The 16472-nt window shown below is 55.3% G+C and carries 17 protein-coding genes; 10 read left to right on the plus strand and 7 right to left on the minus strand.

Going from position 1 to position 16472, the window contains the following annotated elements:
* Nucleotides 1–175 precede the first annotated feature (175 nt).
* The 3 genes from exbB to Q1L34_RS03495 all read left to right on the plus strand — a co-directional run bounded on the left by exbB (nt 176) and on the right by Q1L34_RS03495 (nt 1970).
* Entirely contained in the window at nt 176–907 is a 732-nt protein-coding gene (gene exbB, locus Q1L34_RS03485) for a tol-pal system-associated acyl-CoA thioesterase (RefSeq protein WP_004867704.1), read from the plus strand.
* A gap of 6 nt (nt 908–913) precedes the next feature.
* Nucleotides 914–1339 carry a TonB system transport protein ExbD gene (gene exbD / locus Q1L34_RS03490; protein WP_004867700.1) on the plus strand — a complete coding sequence of 142 codons (426 nt, stop codon included), beginning with the start codon at nt 914–916 and terminating at the stop codon, nt 1337–1339.
* A gap of 136 nt (nt 1340–1475) precedes the next feature.
* Nucleotides 1476–1970, plus strand: coding sequence for a TIGR00645 family protein (locus Q1L34_RS03495; protein WP_004867699.1), 495 nt, complete (start codon nt 1476–1478; stop codon nt 1968–1970).
* A gap of 39 nt (nt 1971–2009) precedes the next feature.
* Here Q1L34_RS03495 and mgrA read toward each other — a convergent pair whose 3' ends face one another.
* Entirely contained in the window at nt 2010–3050 is a 1041-nt protein-coding gene (gene mgrA, locus Q1L34_RS03500) for an L-glyceraldehyde 3-phosphate reductase (protein WP_327204358.1), read from the minus strand.
* A gap of 147 nt (nt 3051–3197) precedes the next feature.
* Between mgrA and yghX the strand changes: the two genes are divergently transcribed.
* Together yghX and Q1L34_RS03510 are read left to right on the plus strand one after the other, a co-directional pair.
* Nucleotides 3198–4085, plus strand: coding sequence for a YghX family hydrolase (yghX, locus tag Q1L34_RS03505; RefSeq protein WP_032718300.1), 888 nt, complete (start codon nt 3198–3200; stop codon nt 4083–4085).
* Nucleotides 4086–4163: 78 nt separating this feature from the next.
* Nucleotides 4164–4451 carry a DUF2623 family protein gene (locus Q1L34_RS03510; RefSeq protein ID WP_004867692.1) on the plus strand — a complete coding sequence of 96 codons (288 nt, stop codon included), beginning with the start codon at nt 4164–4166 and terminating at the stop codon, nt 4449–4451.
* Nucleotides 4452–4485: 34 nt separating this feature from the next.
* Here the strand turns inward: Q1L34_RS03510 and yghU are convergent, their stop codons facing one another.
* Both yghU and Q1L34_RS03520 read right to left on the minus strand, forming a co-directional pair.
* Entirely contained in the window at nt 4486–5352 is an 867-nt protein-coding gene (yghU, locus tag Q1L34_RS03515; RefSeq protein ID WP_004867689.1) for a glutathione-dependent disulfide-bond oxidoreductase, read from the minus strand.
* Nucleotides 5353–5468: 116 nt separating this feature from the next.
* The gene (locus tag Q1L34_RS03520; protein ID WP_004867687.1) at nt 5469–6029 is read right to left on the minus strand and encodes a DsbA family protein; all 561 of its coding nucleotides are present in this window, start codon (nt 6027–6029) and stop codon (nt 5469–5471) included.
* 95 nt (nt 6030–6124) lie between these two features.
* Here Q1L34_RS03520 and Q1L34_RS28365 point away from each other — a divergent pair, with 95 nt between their 5' ends.
* From Q1L34_RS28365 to Q1L34_RS03530, 3 genes are all read left to right on the plus strand, one after another.
* Nucleotides 6125–6232: a hypothetical protein gene (locus tag Q1L34_RS28365; RefSeq protein ID WP_308411950.1), complete on the plus strand. Its 108-nt coding sequence runs from the start codon at nt 6125–6127 to the stop codon at nt 6230–6232.
* A 75-nt stretch (nt 6233–6307) separates the two neighbouring features.
* The gene (gene gss / locus Q1L34_RS03525) at nt 6308–8179 is read left to right on the plus strand and encodes a bifunctional glutathionylspermidine amidase/synthase (protein ID WP_004867682.1); all 1872 of its coding nucleotides are present in this window, start codon (nt 6308–6310) and stop codon (nt 8177–8179) included.
* A 100-nt stretch (nt 8180–8279) separates the two neighbouring features.
* Complete coding sequence (locus Q1L34_RS03530; protein ID WP_015585711.1) at nt 8280–9461, plus strand: aminotransferase-like domain-containing protein; 1182 nt, start codon at nt 8280–8282, stop codon at nt 9459–9461.
* A 163-nt stretch (nt 9462–9624) separates the two neighbouring features.
* On the opposite strand, the gene Q1L34_RS03535 is transcribed toward Q1L34_RS03530, so the two are convergent.
* From Q1L34_RS03535 to Q1L34_RS03550, 4 genes are all read right to left on the minus strand, one after another.
* Nucleotides 9625–9813 carry a hypothetical protein gene (locus Q1L34_RS03535; RefSeq protein ID WP_004867674.1) on the minus strand — a complete coding sequence of 63 codons (189 nt, stop codon included), beginning with the start codon at nt 9811–9813 and terminating at the stop codon, nt 9625–9627.
* Between the two features lie 182 nt (nt 9814–9995).
* Nucleotides 9996–10328: a hypothetical protein gene (locus Q1L34_RS03540; RefSeq protein ID WP_004867671.1), complete on the minus strand. Its 333-nt coding sequence runs from the start codon at nt 10326–10328 to the stop codon at nt 9996–9998.
* Between the two features lie 134 nt (nt 10329–10462).
* Nucleotides 10463–11845, minus strand: coding sequence for an aspartate aminotransferase family protein (locus tag Q1L34_RS03545; RefSeq protein WP_118842347.1), 1383 nt, complete (start codon nt 11843–11845; stop codon nt 10463–10465).
* A gap of 48 nt (nt 11846–11893) precedes the next feature.
* Nucleotides 11894–13384 (minus strand): aldehyde dehydrogenase, encoded by a 1491-nt coding sequence (locus Q1L34_RS03550; RefSeq protein WP_015585712.1) that lies wholly within the window; start codon nt 13382–13384, stop codon nt 11894–11896.
* A gap of 538 nt (nt 13385–13922) precedes the next feature.
* Between Q1L34_RS03550 and Q1L34_RS03555 the strand changes: the two genes are divergently transcribed.
* Nucleotides 13923–14852, plus strand: a complete 930-nt coding sequence (locus Q1L34_RS03555) for a LysR family transcriptional regulator (protein WP_032718254.1) — start codon at nt 13923–13925, stop codon at nt 14850–14852.
* A 344-nt stretch (nt 14853–15196) separates the two neighbouring features.
* Nucleotides 15197–16462 (plus strand): flavin-containing monooxygenase, encoded by a 1266-nt coding sequence (locus Q1L34_RS03560; RefSeq protein ID WP_004867662.1) that lies wholly within the window; start codon nt 15197–15199, stop codon nt 16460–16462.
* The last annotated feature ends 10 nt before the right edge of the window (nt 16463–16472 follow it).

Genomic DNA, 16472 nt, shown 5'->3' on the forward strand with positions numbered 1-16472 from the left:
ATACGGGCAAAAATTTTGCGAAATCCGCGGTCGGCCACTTTTTTACTGCGTAAGCGCAAGGAATCTAAACGTGATTTGCTGCACAGTGTAAATACTAATGAGAACCACTATCAATTCGATGCTTTTTTGATATTATTGTGCTCAGATTTTGTGATTGACGTCCTGGAGATTCAGCGTGGGTAATAATTTGATGCAGGCGGACCTGTCCGTTTGGGGTATGTATCATCATGCCGATATTGTCGTTAAGGTCGTGATGATTGGCCTGATTTTGGCGTCGATAGTCACTTGGGCTATCTTTTTCGGCAAAGGTGCTGAAATGCTCTCCAGTAAGCGCCGTCTCAAGCGCGAACAGCAGTTGCTCGGCGAGGCTCGTTCTCTCGATCAGGCCAGCGATATCGCCAGCAGTTTCCACCCGAAAAGCTTAAGCACCCAGCTTATCAACGAAGCACAGAACGAGCTGGCGCTCTCTGAAGGCGTCGAAGATAACGAAGGGATTAAAGAGCGTACCGGTTTCCGCCTTGAGCGTCGCGTGGCGTTCGTCGGCCGTTACATGGGCCGCGGCAACGGTTATCTGGCGACCATCGGGGCGATTTCCCCGTTCGTCGGCCTGTTTGGTACCGTCTGGGGTATCATGAACAGCTTCATCGGCATTGCGCAGACGCAGACTACCAACCTTGCAGTCGTTGCACCGGGCATCGCTGAAGCGCTGCTGGCAACGGCTATCGGCCTGTTTGCGGCGATTCCTGCCGTGGTTATCTATAACATTTTTGCCCGCATGATCGGTAGCTACAAAGCGTCGCTCGGCGATGTTGCCGCGCAGGTGCTGCTGCTGCAAAGCCGTGACCTGGATCTGAGCGCCAGCGGCGTAAAACCGGTCCGTACCGCGCAAAAATTACGAGTAGGTTAATGCTTTATGGCAATGCATTTTAACGAAAACCTCGATGATAACGGCGAAATGCATGACATCAACGTCACGCCGTTTATCGACGTCATGCTGGTGCTGTTGATCATCTTTATGGTGGCGGCACCGCTGGCGACCGTGGATGTGAAGGTCAACCTTCCGGCCTCCTCAAGTCAGCCGCAGCCGCGTCCGGAAAAGCCGATTTATCTGTCGGTGAAAGCGGATAAAACGATGTTCCTCGGCAACGATCCCATTACCGAAGAGAGCATGATCGGCGCGCTGGATTCGCTGACTGAAGGGAAGAAAGATACCACCGTCTTCTTCCGCGCGGACAAAACCGTGGATTATGAGACGATGATGAAGGTCATGGATACCCTGCACCAGGCGGGTTATCTGAAGATTGGTCTGGTGGGTGAAGAAACCGTAAAAGCGAAATAACCCCCCCGACGACGCTTCTCAGGCTGGCCATGCGCCAGCCTTTTTTTATGCCTGACGCTCAGCGGCGGGAGGTTGCAATCGCCACGGCGGGTTGCGATATAATGCCGAACGTTTTTTTGTTAACTCACAGGATCTTATGGAACGCTTTCTGGAAAATGCTATGTATGCCTCACGCTGGTTGTTGGCGCCGGTTTATTTTGGTCTTTCGCTCGGGCTGATTGCGCTGTCGATCAAATTTTTTCAGGAGATTTTCCACATACTGCCGCACATCTTCAGCGTGGGCGAGTCGGAGCTGATTCTGACGCTGCTGTCGCTGGTCGATATGACGCTGGTAGGCGGTCTGCTGGTGATGGTGATGTTCTCCGGCTACGAAAATTTTGTCTCCCAGCTGGATATCAATGAAGGTAAAGAAAAGCTCAGCTGGCTGGGCAAAATGGATGCCACCTCCCTGAAAAATAAAGTGGCGGCGTCGATTGTTGCAATCTCCTCTATCCATCTGCTGCGGGTGTTTATGGACGCGAAAAACGTACCGGACAACAAGCTGATGTGGTACGTCATTATCCACCTGACCTTTGTGCTGTCGGCGTTTGTGATGGGCTATCTCGATCGTCTGACCAAGGGCAAGCACTAATACACTAGCCCGCCGGCGCAGAGCCGCCGGGCAGGTGACTTATTTATCCGACGAGGTTTGCCATAAATTGAGCTGACCATCCGCGACGTGCTGGTCAATCTGCGACAGCTCTTCTGCGCTAAACGTCAGATTTTTTAGCGCCTGTACGTTCTCCTCCAGCTGCTGTGGGCGGCTGGTGCCAATCAGCACCGACGTGACCCGACGATCCTTCAGCAGCCAGCTCAGCGCCATTTGCGCCATACTCTGCCCGCGGCTGTGGGCCATCTCCTGCAGTAAGCGCAGGCTGTTCAGATTTGACTCACTGAGCATATTTTCCGTCAGCCCGCGCGCTCTTTTCCCTTCGTAGAACATCCGCGAACCCTCCGGGATCTGCTGTAGATATTTACCGGTCAGCAGGCCCTGCGCCAGCGGCGTAAAGGCGATACAGCCGACGCCGTTCTCCTCCAGCGTATCCAGCAGTCCGCTGGTATCGACCCAGCGGTTGAGCAGGTTATAAGACGGCTGGTGAATAAGCAGCGGGATCTTCCAGTCGCGCAAAAGTGCGGCCATTTGCTGCGTTCGTTCCGGCGAATAGGAGGAGATACCGACATACAAGGCTTTACCGCTCTGTACCGCCTGCGCCAGGGCTGCGGCAGTCTCTTCCATCGGCGTATTTTCATCGACGCGATGCGAATAGAAAATATCGACGTAATCCAGTCCCATCCGCTGCAGGCTCTGGTCGAGGCTGGCGAGCAGATATTTTCGCGAACTACCGTTGCCATAGGGGCCTGGCCACATGGAATAGCCTGCTTTCGTCGCCACAATCAGCTCGTCGCGGTAGGCGGCAAAATCCTCGCGCAGCAGGCGGCCAAAGTTTTCCTCCGCGCTGCCGGGCGGCGGCCCGTAGTTATTCGCCAGATCGAAATGGGTAATGCCCAGGTCAAAGGCCTTGCGTAGCAGGGCGCGTTGGTCATCCAGCGCGTGACCGTGACTAAAGTTGTGCCACAGTCCCAACGACAAAAGGGGCAACTGCAGGCCGCTTTTACCGCAGTAGCGGTACTGCATGCAATCGTAGCGGGTGGCGTCAGCTAACCAGGACATGATCTCTCCTTATAAATTAAAACGTCGTTTCCATTTTAACTGGTATGGCACGCCGGCAGCGTTTGCTGGATCACAATGCGTAAGATTGCTGGCGTCACCGCGCGCTTATGCTTTGCTTAAAGGGGGTTAATTTCCGGAGAAGAGATGATGACGCGACTGACGGCGAAAGATTTTCCGCAAGAGCTGCTGGAGTACTACGACTATTATGCGCACGGCAAAATCAGCAAGAGGGAGTTTTTACAACTGGCCGGGAAGTACGCCGTCGGTGGCATGACCGCCCTGGCGCTGTTTAATTTGCTGAAACCCAACTATGCGCTTGCCGGGCAGGTCTCGTTTACCGACCCGGATATTCATGCGGAATATATTCGCTATCCTTCTCCCGAGGGGCACGGAGAGGTGCGCGGGTATCTGGTGGTGCCGACGAAATCAAGCGTAAAACCGGCGTCGGTGATCGTCGTGCATGAGAATCGCGGGCTGAATCCCTATATCGAAGATGTCGCCCGGCGAGTGGCCAAAGCCGGTTACATCGCGCTGGCACCGGATGGCCTGAGTTCGGTGGGCGGCTATCCCGGCAATGACGACGAAGGGAGAGAGCTTCAGCAGAAAGTCGATCCGCAGAAACTGATGAACGACTTTTTTGCCGCCGTCGCCTTTATGGAAAAACATCCGCAGGCGAGCGGCAAAGTGGGAATAACCGGTTTTTGTTACGGCGGCGGTGTGTGTAATGCTGCCGCCGTGGCGATCCCGGAACTGGCCTGCGCAGTGCCGTTTTATGGCCGCCAGCCGCCGATCGCGGATGTCGATAAAATCCATGCGCCGCTGCTGCTGCACTATGCGGAGCTGGATAAGCCCATCACGGACGGCTGGCCCGCCTATGAACAGGCGCTGAAGGCGCAGCATAAAGTGTTCGAGGCCTATATCTATCCTCAGGTGAACCACGGTTTTCACAACGACTCCACGCCGCGTTATGACCGCGCCGCCGCTGAGCTCGCCTGGCAGCGAACGCTGGCGTGGTTTGCCAAATATCTCGGCTAAAAAGGGCGGAAATAGCGCTGGCACTCGCTCAAAAAATCGCTATATAATTTTGTATATAGCGATTGAGGGGGGAAAGCGATGGATAACCATTTTGGCAAAGGTTTAATGGCGGGACTGAAGGCTTCTCAGGCTGAAAGCGCCAGCAACGCAGCCGGTTTTTGCGCGGATTATAAACGTGGGTTCGTCCTCGGTTATTCTCAGCGTATGTTTGAAAAAACCGGCGATCGTCAGCTTAGCGCCTGGGAGGCCGGGATCCTCACCCGCCGCTATGGCCTGGACAGAAACATGGTCATGGATTTCTTCAGGGAAGGGCATTCCTGTACCGCCATGCGTTACTTTATGGCGGGATACCGGCTGGAAAGTTAACTACCGAAGGCCGAAGCCTCCGGTAGGCGAGGCGTTATGCCTGGCGTTTGTCTTCGGTCAGGGTATCGAAGTCGCTGGCGCTGTGGCGTTCATGCAGCTGCTCGTTAAGCGGGCCGTTGGTCCGGTTGACGATACGCCCGCGTTTGACTGCCGGACGATTGGCGATGTCCTGCGCCCAGCGCAGGACGTTTTTATAGCTGCCGGCGTCAAGGAATTCCGCGGCGTTATACACCCCACCCAGCACCACATTGCCGTACCACGGCCAGATAGCCATATCGGCGATAGTGTACTCTTCCCCGGAAACATAGCGATTGCGGGCGAGCTGTTTATCCAGCACGTCGAGCTGACGTTTGGCCTCCATCGTGAAGCGGTCAATCGCATACTCGATTTTCACCGGCGCATAGTTAAAGAAGTGGCCAAAACCGCCGCCGAGGAACGGGGCTGCGCCCTGTAACCAGAACAGCCAGTTAAGGGTTTCGGTCCGCCCGGCGGGATCTTTAGGCAGGAAGAAACCAAACTTCTCAGCGAGGTACAGCAGGATGCTGCCGGACTCAAATACGCGCGTCGGCGGGGTGGTGGAGTGGTCGCTCAGTGCGGGAATTTTTGAGTTGGGGTTTACCTCAACAAAACCGCTGGAGAACTGATCGCCTTCACCAATGCGAATCAGCCAGGCATCGTATTCCGCGCCGCTCACGCCGAGCGCCAGCAGCTCTTCCAGCAGGATGGTCACCTTCTGGCCGTTGGGCGTGCCCAGGGAGTAGAGCTGCAGCGGATGTGAGCCGACCGGTAGCGTTTTTTCATGGGTTGCGCCGGAGACGGGACGGTTGATGTTGGCGAACGCGCCGCCGTTGTTTTGCTTCCACTCCCACACTTTAGGTGGTTGGTAGTTATTCTCTGACATGAGGACCTGCCTTTTTAGTGAGCCGTTGAGGGAGTGTAGCAGGAGATACTAAGCAGGTTTAACAGTGTGAGGCTTATTGGCCCCGGCCAGCGTCGCGCAACCGGGGCGAGGAGGACTCAGGCCATAATCCGCGCGGCCCATACGCTGATATCGTCGCTGCTGCCAAGGTCCGGCTGCACCAGACCGTTGACCATAAAGGTAGGCGAGACATGAATACCGTTCTGTCGCGCGTATTTGCAATGCCATTTAATTTCAGCCTGCAGCTCAGGGCGGGCGAAGGCCGTCGAGAGCAGAACCTGGCTATAGCGCTCAATGCGCTGGATTATCTGCTGCGGCGTGGTCTCCATATTCGGCCCGCTGCAATGGTCGGTAAATTCAAACTCTTCGCGATGGTCGGCGACGGCTTTTAACACCCTGTGCGCCTGCTCTCTGCCGTGCGGAAGCGTCGAGGCGGCAAGAATGCAGCGCACGATGACGCCGGAGAAAAGATGCCACGGCTGCGACTGCAGGCGAATCTTGATGGTCACATTATCCGCGCCGACTTCGTCCAGTAGCTCGTCGAGCTTATTGAACGCCCGGACGGAAAACGGGCAGGTTGGCTCAAGGAACACCTCAAAAGTGCGTGGGCCGTGGCCCCAGACCAGCGGTTGAGCCTGCAGATGCGGTTGTGCGCTCATAATCAACTCCTGACGTTGTCTCATTCTTCGTTATGATTCCCTGAATCACCCGGCTGTTGTCGACGGCAAAGCAACCTGAACTATTTCGGGGAGATATTACAAATAACGATATCACTTTTACCCAAAGGCGCCGGGTTATTTTCCTGCCGGGCACGATCGCTGAATCCAATGAGTGGTATCATCATTTCACCTCTGTCTGGTAAGTGCCTGTGGCAGGATAAGAAGAGGGAGTTTTGTTCCGCCAACTGCCCGGGCTGCATTAATTTGAGGTCAGGCTAATGAGCAAAGGATCGACAAGTAGTGATGCCCCTTTTGGTACATTGTTGGGCTACGCGCCGGGGGGCGTAGCAATTTATTCATCGAATTACAGCAGTTTAAATCCGCGCGACTATCCGGATGACGCGACGTTCCGCAGTTATATCGGCAATGAGTATATGGGGCACAAATGGCAGTGCGTTGAATTTGCGCGCCGCTTTTTGTTTCTCACCTACGGCTTTGTCTTTACCGATGTCGGCATGGCCTATGAAATCTTCTCCCTGCGTTTTCTGCGTGAAGTGGTCAATGACAATATTCTGCCGCTGCAGGCTTTCGCAAACGGCGCCCGCCGTCCGCCGATGGCTGGCTCGCTGCTGATTTGGCAGAAAGGCGGTGAGTTCAAGCATACCGGCCATGTTGCGGTGATTACGCAGCTGGTAGGCAATAAGGTTCGCATCGCCGAGCAAAACGTGATTCACGCTCCGCTGCCGCAGGGCCAGCAATGGACTCGCGAATTAACGCTGGAAGTGAAAGACGGTTTCTACACTATCAAAGATACCTTTGCCGATACGGAAATATTAGGCTGGATGATTCAGACCGCCGATACCGAGCACAGCCTGCCGCAGCCGGTGCTGCCGGGTGAAGCGATGGCGATTCAGGGCGCGAGATTGCCGAATAAAGGTCAGTTCCGCGGTAACTGGCTGAACGAGAAAGATTCGCTGCAGAAAGCCTACGTGGCCGCCAACGGTCACTTCATCAATCAAGATCCCTATCAATACTTCACCATTACCGAAAGCGCCGAGCAGGAGCTGATCAAAGCGACCAACGAGCTGCATTTGATGTACCTGCACGCCACCGATAAGGTGATGAAAGATGACAATCTGCTGGCGCTGTTTGATATCCCTAAAATTCTCTGGCCGCGCCTGCGCCTGTCGTGGCAGCGACGCCGTCATCATATGATTACCGGCCGCATGGATTTCTGTATGGATGAGCGTGGGCTGAAGGTCTATGAATACAACGCCGACTCCGCCTCTTGTCATACCGAAGGCGGGCTGATCCTCGAACAGTGGTTGAAACAGGGCTACTACGGCAGCGGACACAACCCGGCGGAGAATCTGCTTGATGAGCTGGCGGGTGCCTGGAAACACAGCCGCGCCCGTCCTTTCGTGCATATCATGCAGGACAAGGATCTGGAGGAGAACTACCACGCGCTGTTCATCCAGCGCTCGCTCACGCAGGCGGGATTTGAAAGTAAGATCCTCTTTGGCCTTGATGAATTGCACTGGGATGCCGCCGGGCAGCTGATCGACGGCGACGGGCGTCTGGTGAACTGCGTCTGGAAAACCTGGGCCTGGGAAACCGCCATCGAGCAGGTGCGTGAAGTCAGCGCCGATGAGTACGCCGCCGTGCCGATCCGTACCGGACATCCGCAAAACGAGGTGCGGCTGATCGACGTACTGCTGCGTCCGGAAGTGCTGGTCTTCGAACCGCTGTGGACGGTGATCCCCGGTAACAAGGCCATTCTGCCGGTACTGTGGTCGCTGTTCCCGAACCACCGCTATTTGCTGGATACCGATTTTGTGGTCAACGAGGAGCTGGCGAAAACCGGTTACGCGGTGAAACCTATCTCTGGCCGCTGCGGCAACAACATCGATTTGATTGGTCCGAAAGACGAAGTGCTGGATAAAACCAGCGGGCAGTTTGTCGATCGTAAAAATATTTACCAGCAGCTCTGGTGCCTGCCGAAAGTGGATGGTAAATACATTCAGGTATGTACGTTTACCGTCGGCGGCAACTACGGCGGTACTTGTCTGCGCGGCGATGATTCGCTGGTGGTCAAAAAAGAGAGTGATATCGAACCGTTAATTGTGCTGAAAGACAGCGACGGCCGGTAGCCGGCAGCCCGGGCAGCGCCGTAAACGGCCTGTCCGGGCAACAAATCCTGCAAACACGATAAGTCACAAAGACAACAACAAGACAGAAAAGGAAAATAATATGCACGACAGGCGACTCGCCGTCCGCGCGGGTGAACTCAAGCCCTCCGCCGTCCGCGAACTTCTGAAGCACAGTAAACTGCCCGGCGTTATCTCTCTGGGCGGCGGGATCCCGGCTCCGGAGCTGTTTGATACCGAAGGTCTGAATCTGGCTGTGCAACAGGTGATGAGCGGGCGCTTCAACGATGCATTTCAGTATGGTTTGACCGAAGGCTACCCGCCGCTGCGTCAGGCCGTGAGCGAACTGTGTCAGGCGCGCGGCGTTGACTGCCAGGCCAGCCATGTTTATATCACCTCCGGTTCTCAGCAATCGTTAGATATTGTAGCCCGTACGCTGCTCGATCCGGGCGATGCGATTGTGGTTGAGCGCCCGACCTACCTGGCGGCGCTGCAGGTATTCCAGTTGGCGCAGGCCAATATTCTCAGCGTGGATACCGACGATAACGGGATGCTGGTCGAACAGCTGGCCGACCTGCTGGAAACGACCCGCGTCAAAGCGGTTTATCTGGTGCCCACCTTCGGCAACCCCGGCGGAAAAACCCTGAGCGAAGATCGCCGTCGCCGCCTGGTGGCGCTGGCGAAACAGCATGATTTTGTCATCATCGAAGATGACCCCTATGGCGAAATCAGCTTTACCGATGAAGTTCGCCGTCCGCTGTATCAGCACGCGGTTGAGCTGGGCTGTGAAGATCAGGTGGTCTACACCTCCACCTTCTCCAAAATTCTTGCGCCGGGGATGCGTATCGGCTGGATTGTGATGCCGGACTGGCTGGCGCAGCAGACGGTGATCGTTAAGCAGGCGGCGGATCTGCATACCAACATGCTGTCGCAGGTGATCACGGCGGAATATCTGGCGATGAATCGCCTGGATAACCAGATCGCGTTGATCCGTGAGGATTATCGTAAGAAGTGTGTGGCGCTGGCGGATGCGCTGGAGTCGCGACTCGGGGAGCACATTGCATTCAGCCGACCAAAAGGCGGGATGTTCCTGTGGGCTCACTTCCGCTATTCGTTCGATACCATGGAATGGATGAAGAAAACGCTGGCAAACGGCGTGGTGTTTGTCCCTGGCGAAGCGTTCTATCACGATAATCCGGATACCCGTACGCTGCGTCTGTCCTACTCTACGGTCTCGGAAGAGGGGCTGATGACGGCGGTGGAGCGTCTGGCGAAATCGCTGTAGCGATATAAATAACTCCGCGCCGCCGGGCGGCACGGAGTGTTAATCTGGTTTAGTCGCTTTCGGCGATGCGGTCATCGAGCCAAATCAGCATCAGTGAGGAGAGAAATGCAACGCCGAGTGTGCCAATAAATAGCCACATAAAGAATACCTCAGAGGTTTTTTATTATTTTTCTGCTTTGACCGGTGAGTGCTTGTTTCTGTTGATCATCGTGACTTTAGTCGCGGACTGGGAGGTGGCGAGCGTGAAGAAATCATCAGCATCAATATCAAAATTCAGCACGATTTCCCTGTATTTCCCGCAGTGAATTAACTCTTTCGCTTCTTGCATACTACTTGCTGTTATTGTCGGCATCGTCTTATCTCGTGTGAAAACTGGTTAGCAAAGTAAGAGCTTGTGCATATCAGATCAACTCTTTTTTATCGCCGCCGGTAAGATCTGTTTTCCTTATTTTTAAAAGGGAAAAGCGCGGGCAGAATACCATTGCGGGACAGGGCCTCGCCATTGCCGTGCGGCCGGTGAATTCAAAAGAAGCGTTAACGCTGTTTTTCGCTCATCAGCTGGCGGCAGCGCTGCTGATCCTGAGCAATGCTCTCTTGTTCTTGTTGGCTGAGCTGCAGCCAGGTCTGACGCATACGTTCGCCAAGCGCCGGGATATAGTGGTTTTTGTGCAGCGCGTAATCGGCATTGCCGCCTTCGACAATATTTTCCATATCGCGCAGAAACGCCTGGCTATCCCGGTGGTCGATGACACAGAAAACCGAACGGTACCAGGCAATCTCTTCTTCGGAGTAGCGGGGCGTGAACCACCAGACAAGCAGCGCAATGAGCGCCAGCAGCGGAATGACAAAAGGTAATTTCTTCAGCATGGCGTGGTCAGGGAGAGGAAACAGGGGCGTAGTGTACCTGCTGCACAAACGGAATGTCATCCCGGAGGTTATTTTTACCTCCGGGCGAGCGGGTCAGGTGCCGTTAGCGCGGTTATTCGCTAACGGCAAAAGAGCTACAGCAGACCCACCTCTTTTGCGGTCCGGTCGATAGCGCGTTTGGTCTTCTCGACCAGTTCATCCAGTTCGCTGTGGCTGGCAATCAGCGCGGGAGCCATAATCATACGCCCCAGGGTTGAGCGGATAATGACCCCCTCTTCAAAGCCGATAGTCCGGCAGCGCCAGGCCAGATCGTTTTCATTGGCAAAGCGTTTGCGGGTCGACTTATCTTCGGCGAACTGCAGAGCGGCCACGAGGCCTGCGCCCTGGATTTCACCAATCATCGGGTGGTGGCTAAACACCTCACGCAGCGTTTTTTGCAGATACGGGCCGGTGTCGTCACATACGGTGGTGACCCGATTTTCATCGCGCAGCGCTTTCAGGTTAGCAATGGCAACGGCCGCAGCGACGGGGTGGCCGGAATAGGTCAAACCGTGGGCAAATACGCCGCCTTTCTCAACCAGCACCTCGGCCATCCGTTTGCTCAGCACCAGGCCGCCCATCGGAACATAGCCGGAGGTCAGCCCTTTAGCGATGGAGAGCGTATCCGGTTCAAAGCCAAAATACTGGTGCGCAAACCATTCGCCGGTTCTGCCAAAGCCGCCAATCACCTCATCGGCGCACAGCAGCACGTCGTATTGGCGACAAATACGCTGAATCTCCGGCCAGTAGCTCTCCGGCGGGAAGATCATCCCGCCGGCGCCCTGGAACGGTTCGGCGATAAAGCCCGCGACGTTCTCCGCGCCGAGCTCGAGGATCTTCTCTTCCAGCTGGCGGGCGCAGCGCAGGCCAAACTCCTGCGGCGTCAGGTTGCCGCCGTGCATATACCAGTAGGGCTCATCAATATGCGCCACGTCGGGGATCATCCCCCCCATGGCGTGCATAGCTTTCATGCCCCCGAGCGCGCTGGCGGCGAGGGTAGAGCCGTGGTAGCCGTTCCAGCGGCCAATCATCACCTTTTTCTGCGGTTTACCGAGTATCTGCCAGTAGCGACGCACGGTGCGGATCAGCACTTCATTCGATTCAGAACCGGAGTTGGTGTAAATGGCGTGGCTGTAGTGCCCGGGCAGCAGGCTGAAAAGCAGTTCGGACAGCTCAATCACCGTCGGGTGCGTGGTGTGGAAGAACATATTGTAATAGGGCAGCTTCGCGAACTGCGCTGCCGCGGCATCGGCCAGATCCTGGCGGCTGTAGCCCAGCTGGGTACACCACAGCCCTGACATACCGTCCAGATACTTGTTGCCGTCATTGTCCCAGAGGTACAGGCCTTCGCCGCGTACCATGACGCGCGGTCCTTCAGCGTTCAGCGCTTTCTGGTCGAGAAACGCGTGGATATGGTGTGCGGCATCCCCGCTTTGATACTCGGTGGTGGATCGCGTCGGGTGAATAGGGTAGGTCATGTTATCTCTCCTGTAAGCGGAATCAGTGCAAGGCGAGGCCGTTGCCTGCTAGCGAAACTGGAACCAGGTCGTTTTAAGGGTGGTGAATTTGTCGAAGGCATGCAGCGACAAATCCCGACCAAAACCAGACTGTTTATTGCCGCCAAACGGCACGGTGACGTCCAGCGCATCCACGGTATTGACCGACACCGTGCCGGCGTTAAGCCGTCCGGCAACGCGGTGCGCGCGGTGCAGGTCGTCTGTCCAGATCGACGCGGCGAGGGCATAAATATGGTTATTAGCCAGCTGGATGGCCTGCTGTTCATCATCAAAGGGGATAGCGGCAAGCACCGGGCCGAAAATTTCATCTTTCCACAGCGACATCTCTTCGTTCACCCCATCCAGCAGCGTGGGCTGAACGTAGTTGGCGATCCCTTCAATCTCGACCTCACGGCCGCCGGTCAGCACGCGTGCACCTTCCTGTTGGGCCGAACGGATCGCGCGTATGACCTTTTGCGCATGCGCTGCGCTGACCATCGCGCCCATTTTGGCCGTCGGATCAAAGGGGTGAGACGGCGCCCAGGCTTCCATTTTGGCCTGTACCCGGGTGATAAAGTCGGCATAAATCGCGCGTTCTACCAGCAGCCGTGAGTTGGCGGAGCACACTTCGCCCTGGTTAAAACAGATACCGAAAGCGGCTTTCTCCGCCGCCAGGTCGAGATCCTGGCAGTCAGCAAAGACGATGTTGGCGCTTTTACCGCCGCACTCCAGCCAGACCTGTTTCAGGTTTGACTGCGCGGAGTAGGTCATGAAGGCCTTGCCGACCGCGGTCGAACCGGTAAAGGTGATGACATCAATATCGTTATGCAGCCCAAGCGCGGCGCCCGTTTCTGTGCCGAGACCGGTGACGACGTTCAGTACGCCTGGCGGGAGACCCGCCTCGAGCGCCAGTTCACCCAGACGCAGCGCCGAAAAAGGCGAATTTTCTGAGGGTTTGAGGATCACGCTGTTCCCGGCGGCCAGCGCCGGCCCGAGTTTCCAGCAGGCGAGATCGAGCGGAAAGTTCCACGGTACGATTGCCGCCACCACGCCGACCGCTTCACGAGTGAGGGTGGCGAGCGACCCTTTACGCGTGGGGGCGACCTCGGCGTAAATTTTATCGACGCTTTCGGCGTACCAGGCCATGACGTGCGCCGCGCCGGGAATATCCATATTCAGCGCATCGTTGACCGGTTTCCCCATGCTCGCACTTTCAAGCAGCGCCAGCTCTTCACGGTGTTCGAGAATCAGCGCGGAGAGCCTGAGCAGCACGGTTTTACGTTCCTGCGGCGGCAGACCGGACCAGACGCCGGAGGCGAAGCTGGCGCGGGATGATTTTACTGCAATATCAATATCGTCAGCTTGCAGCGCCGTCACCGCGGCGAGCACGCTATTGGTCGCCGGGTTGATGGCCGGGCAGACTTTACGGCTGATGGCGAGGTAGGGACGACCATCGACGATCGCGTGGCTGATAAAGCGTTGCTCCCGCAGTTTGTCCTGCCAGAAATTTCTATCACACATACCAGACATGCGCCTCTCCCTTGATATGTTGCTTGTTTGTTATTGATTTGTTGCTATTGATTCATGATGCAGGAGGAGGCAGCGACGAGAAAGGACTAAAAATCTAGGTAACCTCTATAAAAAACGTAGCTAGTCCCGGGGAGGGGATAATTCTCAGGGGCGCGCGGGGCGGTTATTTCTGTGACGGCATTCATAAAAATCACGCGGGTTATTTTTTAATGGTTTGTATTTAAAAGGATATTATTTTTATGCTTCGGTTTTTTGAGCACAGCTGCTGCTGTCTTTTAAATATATTAAATATTGTTTGATTTAATAACAGGTAATGAAAAAAAGATGAATGACCCTTATTCCTTGCGATCTGAGGCCGCGGGCCTGTCGTTGGCTCGCAGCTTTCCTGCGCTTTGTCTGTTAATTTTCTGTAAAAATACGACCCGCGTCGGATTGTTGATCTTTTTCCGCTGGCGGGGTTGCGGGCGACGGGGAGCATCGTTTAAAGCTATTTAGCTTATCTCTCTGAGAATAAAAAATAAGGTGTCCCATGCCCCATTTCACCCTGAAGCAGCTCAAATACTTTGTTGCCGTTGTCGAAGCAGAGAGTATTGCGGAAGCCTCCAGACAGTTACATATCGCCCAGCCGTCAATTTCCATTGCGGTGAAAACCCTGGAAGATATGTTTGAACAGCAGTTTTTTATTCGCCACCACGCGCAAGGGGTGTCGATGACCCCCAGCGGGCAACGCTTTTATGAAAAGGCGAAGGAGCTGCTGCGGCTTTCGTATCAGTTTGAGCAAAATTCAAAAGCGGATAATGAACTGGTCTCCGGCATTATTTCACTAGGCTGTTTTGAAACGGCGGCGCCGCTCTATTTACCTTCGCTGATTGCCGGATTTAAAAAGATCTATCCCGATATCACCCTCAAAATTTGCGATGGTGAGCAGCATGAAATTACGCACGGTCTGCACCGCGGGCGTTTCGATCTGGCGTTTCTCTACGATCTTGAGCTGGATACCGCGATTCACACCGAAAGCCTCAATGCACCGCAGAAGCCTTATGCTCTGCTGCCGGCACATCATCCGCTGGCGCAGCGAGCGACAGTGAAACTCTCCGAGCTCAATAACCTGCCGATGGTCCTGTTGGACGTGGTGCCAAGTCGAAACTATTTCATCAGTATTTTCAAAGATAAAGGGTATAACCCTCAGGTTGCCTACAGCTCGCCGTCTATTGAGATGGTGCGCTGCATGGTCGGCCAGGGGCTGGGTTTTTCCGTGCTGGTAACCCGCCCGGTTTCCGACATGACCTACGATGGCCAGCAGGTGCGCTGCGTGGAAATTCAGGACGAGATGGCGAACTCCACGCTGGTGATGGCGCACCTGCGCAGTAGCGAGCCGACCAAACCGACTAAACTGTTTATGGAATATTGTCGCCATGCGGTACTCAGCCCGGCGGACATTGATGCGCGGGTGGCGTAAATTCAGCGAAGAATAAGAGACGGCTCGTACTATTGCGGGCCGGGTCACTCTCTGACGGTGATATTAAATATAAAAAAACGAGTCTCTGAATATATTTTTTATAGGCTTGATGGCTTGCGATTTCTTTTTTATGAATAATTGGCTGCTCGCCGGATTATCTTTTACCGTTAATCTCCCGCAAATAATACTTTTATTCATTAGATTCAAGATGCTGCGCTCTGCATCACTATTTTATTCTCAGGTTCTAAATTTATAATAATTTACCTGCTTGTTACGGTTTATTAACCTCGGTCCTGCGCAGTGGTTTATTCCTGGCGATTGAACACCATTCGAAGGACACATTTATGACCGTAGAAAAAACGAACATTGATACGTTGATTGTTGGCGGGGGTCAGGCCGGTATTGCCATGAGTGAGCATCTGACGAAGCTGGGGATCTCACATCTGGTTATCGAGAAAAACCGCATCGCTGAAGCCTGGCGAAGCGGGCGTTGGGACTCGCTGGTGGCGAATGGTCCGGCGTGGCACGACCGTTTCCCGGGGATGGAATTTAAAGGGGGGAATCCCGATAGCTTCATTCCCAAAGACGATGTGGCGGAATACTTTGAAGATTACGTCAGGGCATTCAATCTGCCGGTGCGTACCGGCGTTGAAGTTAAAAGCGCGGTTCGCAACAGCGGACGACCGGGGTTTACCATTGAGACCACGGAGGGCGTTATTGAAGCCCAGCGTATTGTTGCCGCGACCGGGCCGTTTCAAAAACCGGTTATTCCACCGATTGCGCCAAAAGAGAGCAGCCTTCATCAAATCCACTCCGCCCGATACTACAACCCGCAGCAGCTTCCTGAGGGCGCCGTGCTGGTCGTTGGCGCGGGCTCTTCCGGTGTGCAAATTGCCGACGAGCTTCAGCGTGCCGGCCGCCGGGTCTATTTATCCGTCGGCGCGCATGACCGCCCGCCGCGCGCATATCGCAACCGGGACTTCTGCTGGTGGCTGGGGGTGCTGGGTATGTGGGATGCCCCCGCCAGCGCGCCGGGCAAAGAGCATGTCACTATCGCAGTCAGCGGCGCCCATGGCGGGCACACCGTGGACTTCCGCGAGTTGGCGCATCGCGGCATCACCCTGGTCGGGCTGACGAAAGCCTTTGAATCCGGGATGGCGACCTTCCAGCCGGATCTGTGCGACAACATTCGTCGCGGGGATGAGAACTACCTGGCGCTGCTGGATGCCGCAGATGCCTACATCGCGGCCAATGGCCTGGATCTACCGGAAGAACCTGCCGCCCGCGAGTTTTTACCTGATCCGCCGTGCATGACTTCGCCGATCCTCTCCCTGAATCTCGCGGAGGCGGGGATCGCCACCATTATCTGGGCGACCGGCTACGCGGTGGATTACAGCTGGCTCAACGTGAATGCTTTTAATGAGCAACGCCGTCCGCAGCATCAACGCGGTGTCTCCAGCGAACCCGGGGTCTATTTTCTCGGATTGCCGTGGCTGTCGCGCCGGGGGTCAACCTTCATCTGGGGCGTCTGGCATGACGCAAAACACATTGCTGACCATATTGCCACTCAGCGTAAGTACAGCCAGTACCAGGCCGCCGATCGGCGCTGAACGTTCGCCC

The sequence above is a fragment of the Klebsiella ornithinolytica genome (genome assembly GCF_030505655.1).
GTDB lineage: Bacteria > Pseudomonadota > Gammaproteobacteria > Enterobacterales > Enterobacteriaceae > Klebsiella > Klebsiella ornithinolytica.

Bases quoted from the DNA above. Each gene is read 5' to 3' on its own strand.
- exbD (WP_004867700.1), top strand. From the start codon at position 914: ATGGCAATGCATTTTAACGAAAACCTCGATGATAACGGCGAAATGCAT.
- Q1L34_RS03495 (WP_004867699.1), top strand. From the start codon at position 1,476: ATGGAACGCTTTCTGGAAAATGCTATGTATGCCTCACGCTGGTTGTTG.
- mgrA (WP_327204358.1), bottom strand. From the start codon at position 3,050: ATGTCCTGGTTAGCTGACGCCACCCGCTACGATTGCATGCAGTACCGC.
- yghX (WP_032718300.1), top strand. From the start codon at position 3,198: ATGACGCGACTGACGGCGAAAGATTTTCCGCAAGAGCTGCTGGAGTAC.
- Q1L34_RS03510 (WP_004867692.1), top strand. From the start codon at position 4,164: ATGGATAACCATTTTGGCAAAGGTTTAATGGCGGGACTGAAGGCTTCT.
- yghU (WP_004867689.1), bottom strand. From the start codon at position 5,352: ATGTCAGAGAATAACTACCAACCACCTAAAGTGTGGGAGTGGAAGCAA.
- Q1L34_RS03520 (WP_004867687.1), bottom strand. From the start codon at position 6,029: ATGAGCGCACAACCGCATCTGCAGGCTCAACCGCTGGTCTGGGGCCAC.
- gss (WP_004867682.1), top strand. From the start codon at position 6,308: ATGAGCAAAGGATCGACAAGTAGTGATGCCCCTTTTGGTACATTGTTG.
- Q1L34_RS03530 (WP_015585711.1), top strand. From the start codon at position 8,280: ATGCACGACAGGCGACTCGCCGTCCGCGCGGGTGAACTCAAGCCCTCC.
- Q1L34_RS03535 (WP_004867674.1), bottom strand. From the start codon at position 9,813: ATGCCGACAATAACAGCAAGTAGTATGCAAGAAGCGAAAGAGTTAATT.
- Q1L34_RS03540 (WP_004867671.1), bottom strand. From the start codon at position 10,328: ATGCTGAAGAAATTACCTTTTGTCATTCCGCTGCTGGCGCTCATTGCG.
- Q1L34_RS03545 (WP_118842347.1), bottom strand. From the start codon at position 11,845: ATGACCTACCCTATTCACCCGACGCGATCCACCACCGAGTATCAAAGC.
- Q1L34_RS03550 (WP_015585712.1), bottom strand. From the start codon at position 13,384: ATGTGTGATAGAAATTTCTGGCAGGACAAACTGCGGGAGCAACGCTTT.
- Q1L34_RS03555 (WP_032718254.1), top strand. From the start codon at position 13,923: ATGCCCCATTTCACCCTGAAGCAGCTCAAATACTTTGTTGCCGTTGTC.
- Q1L34_RS03560 (WP_004867662.1), top strand. From the start codon at position 15,197: ATGACCGTAGAAAAAACGAACATTGATACGTTGATTGTTGGCGGGGGT.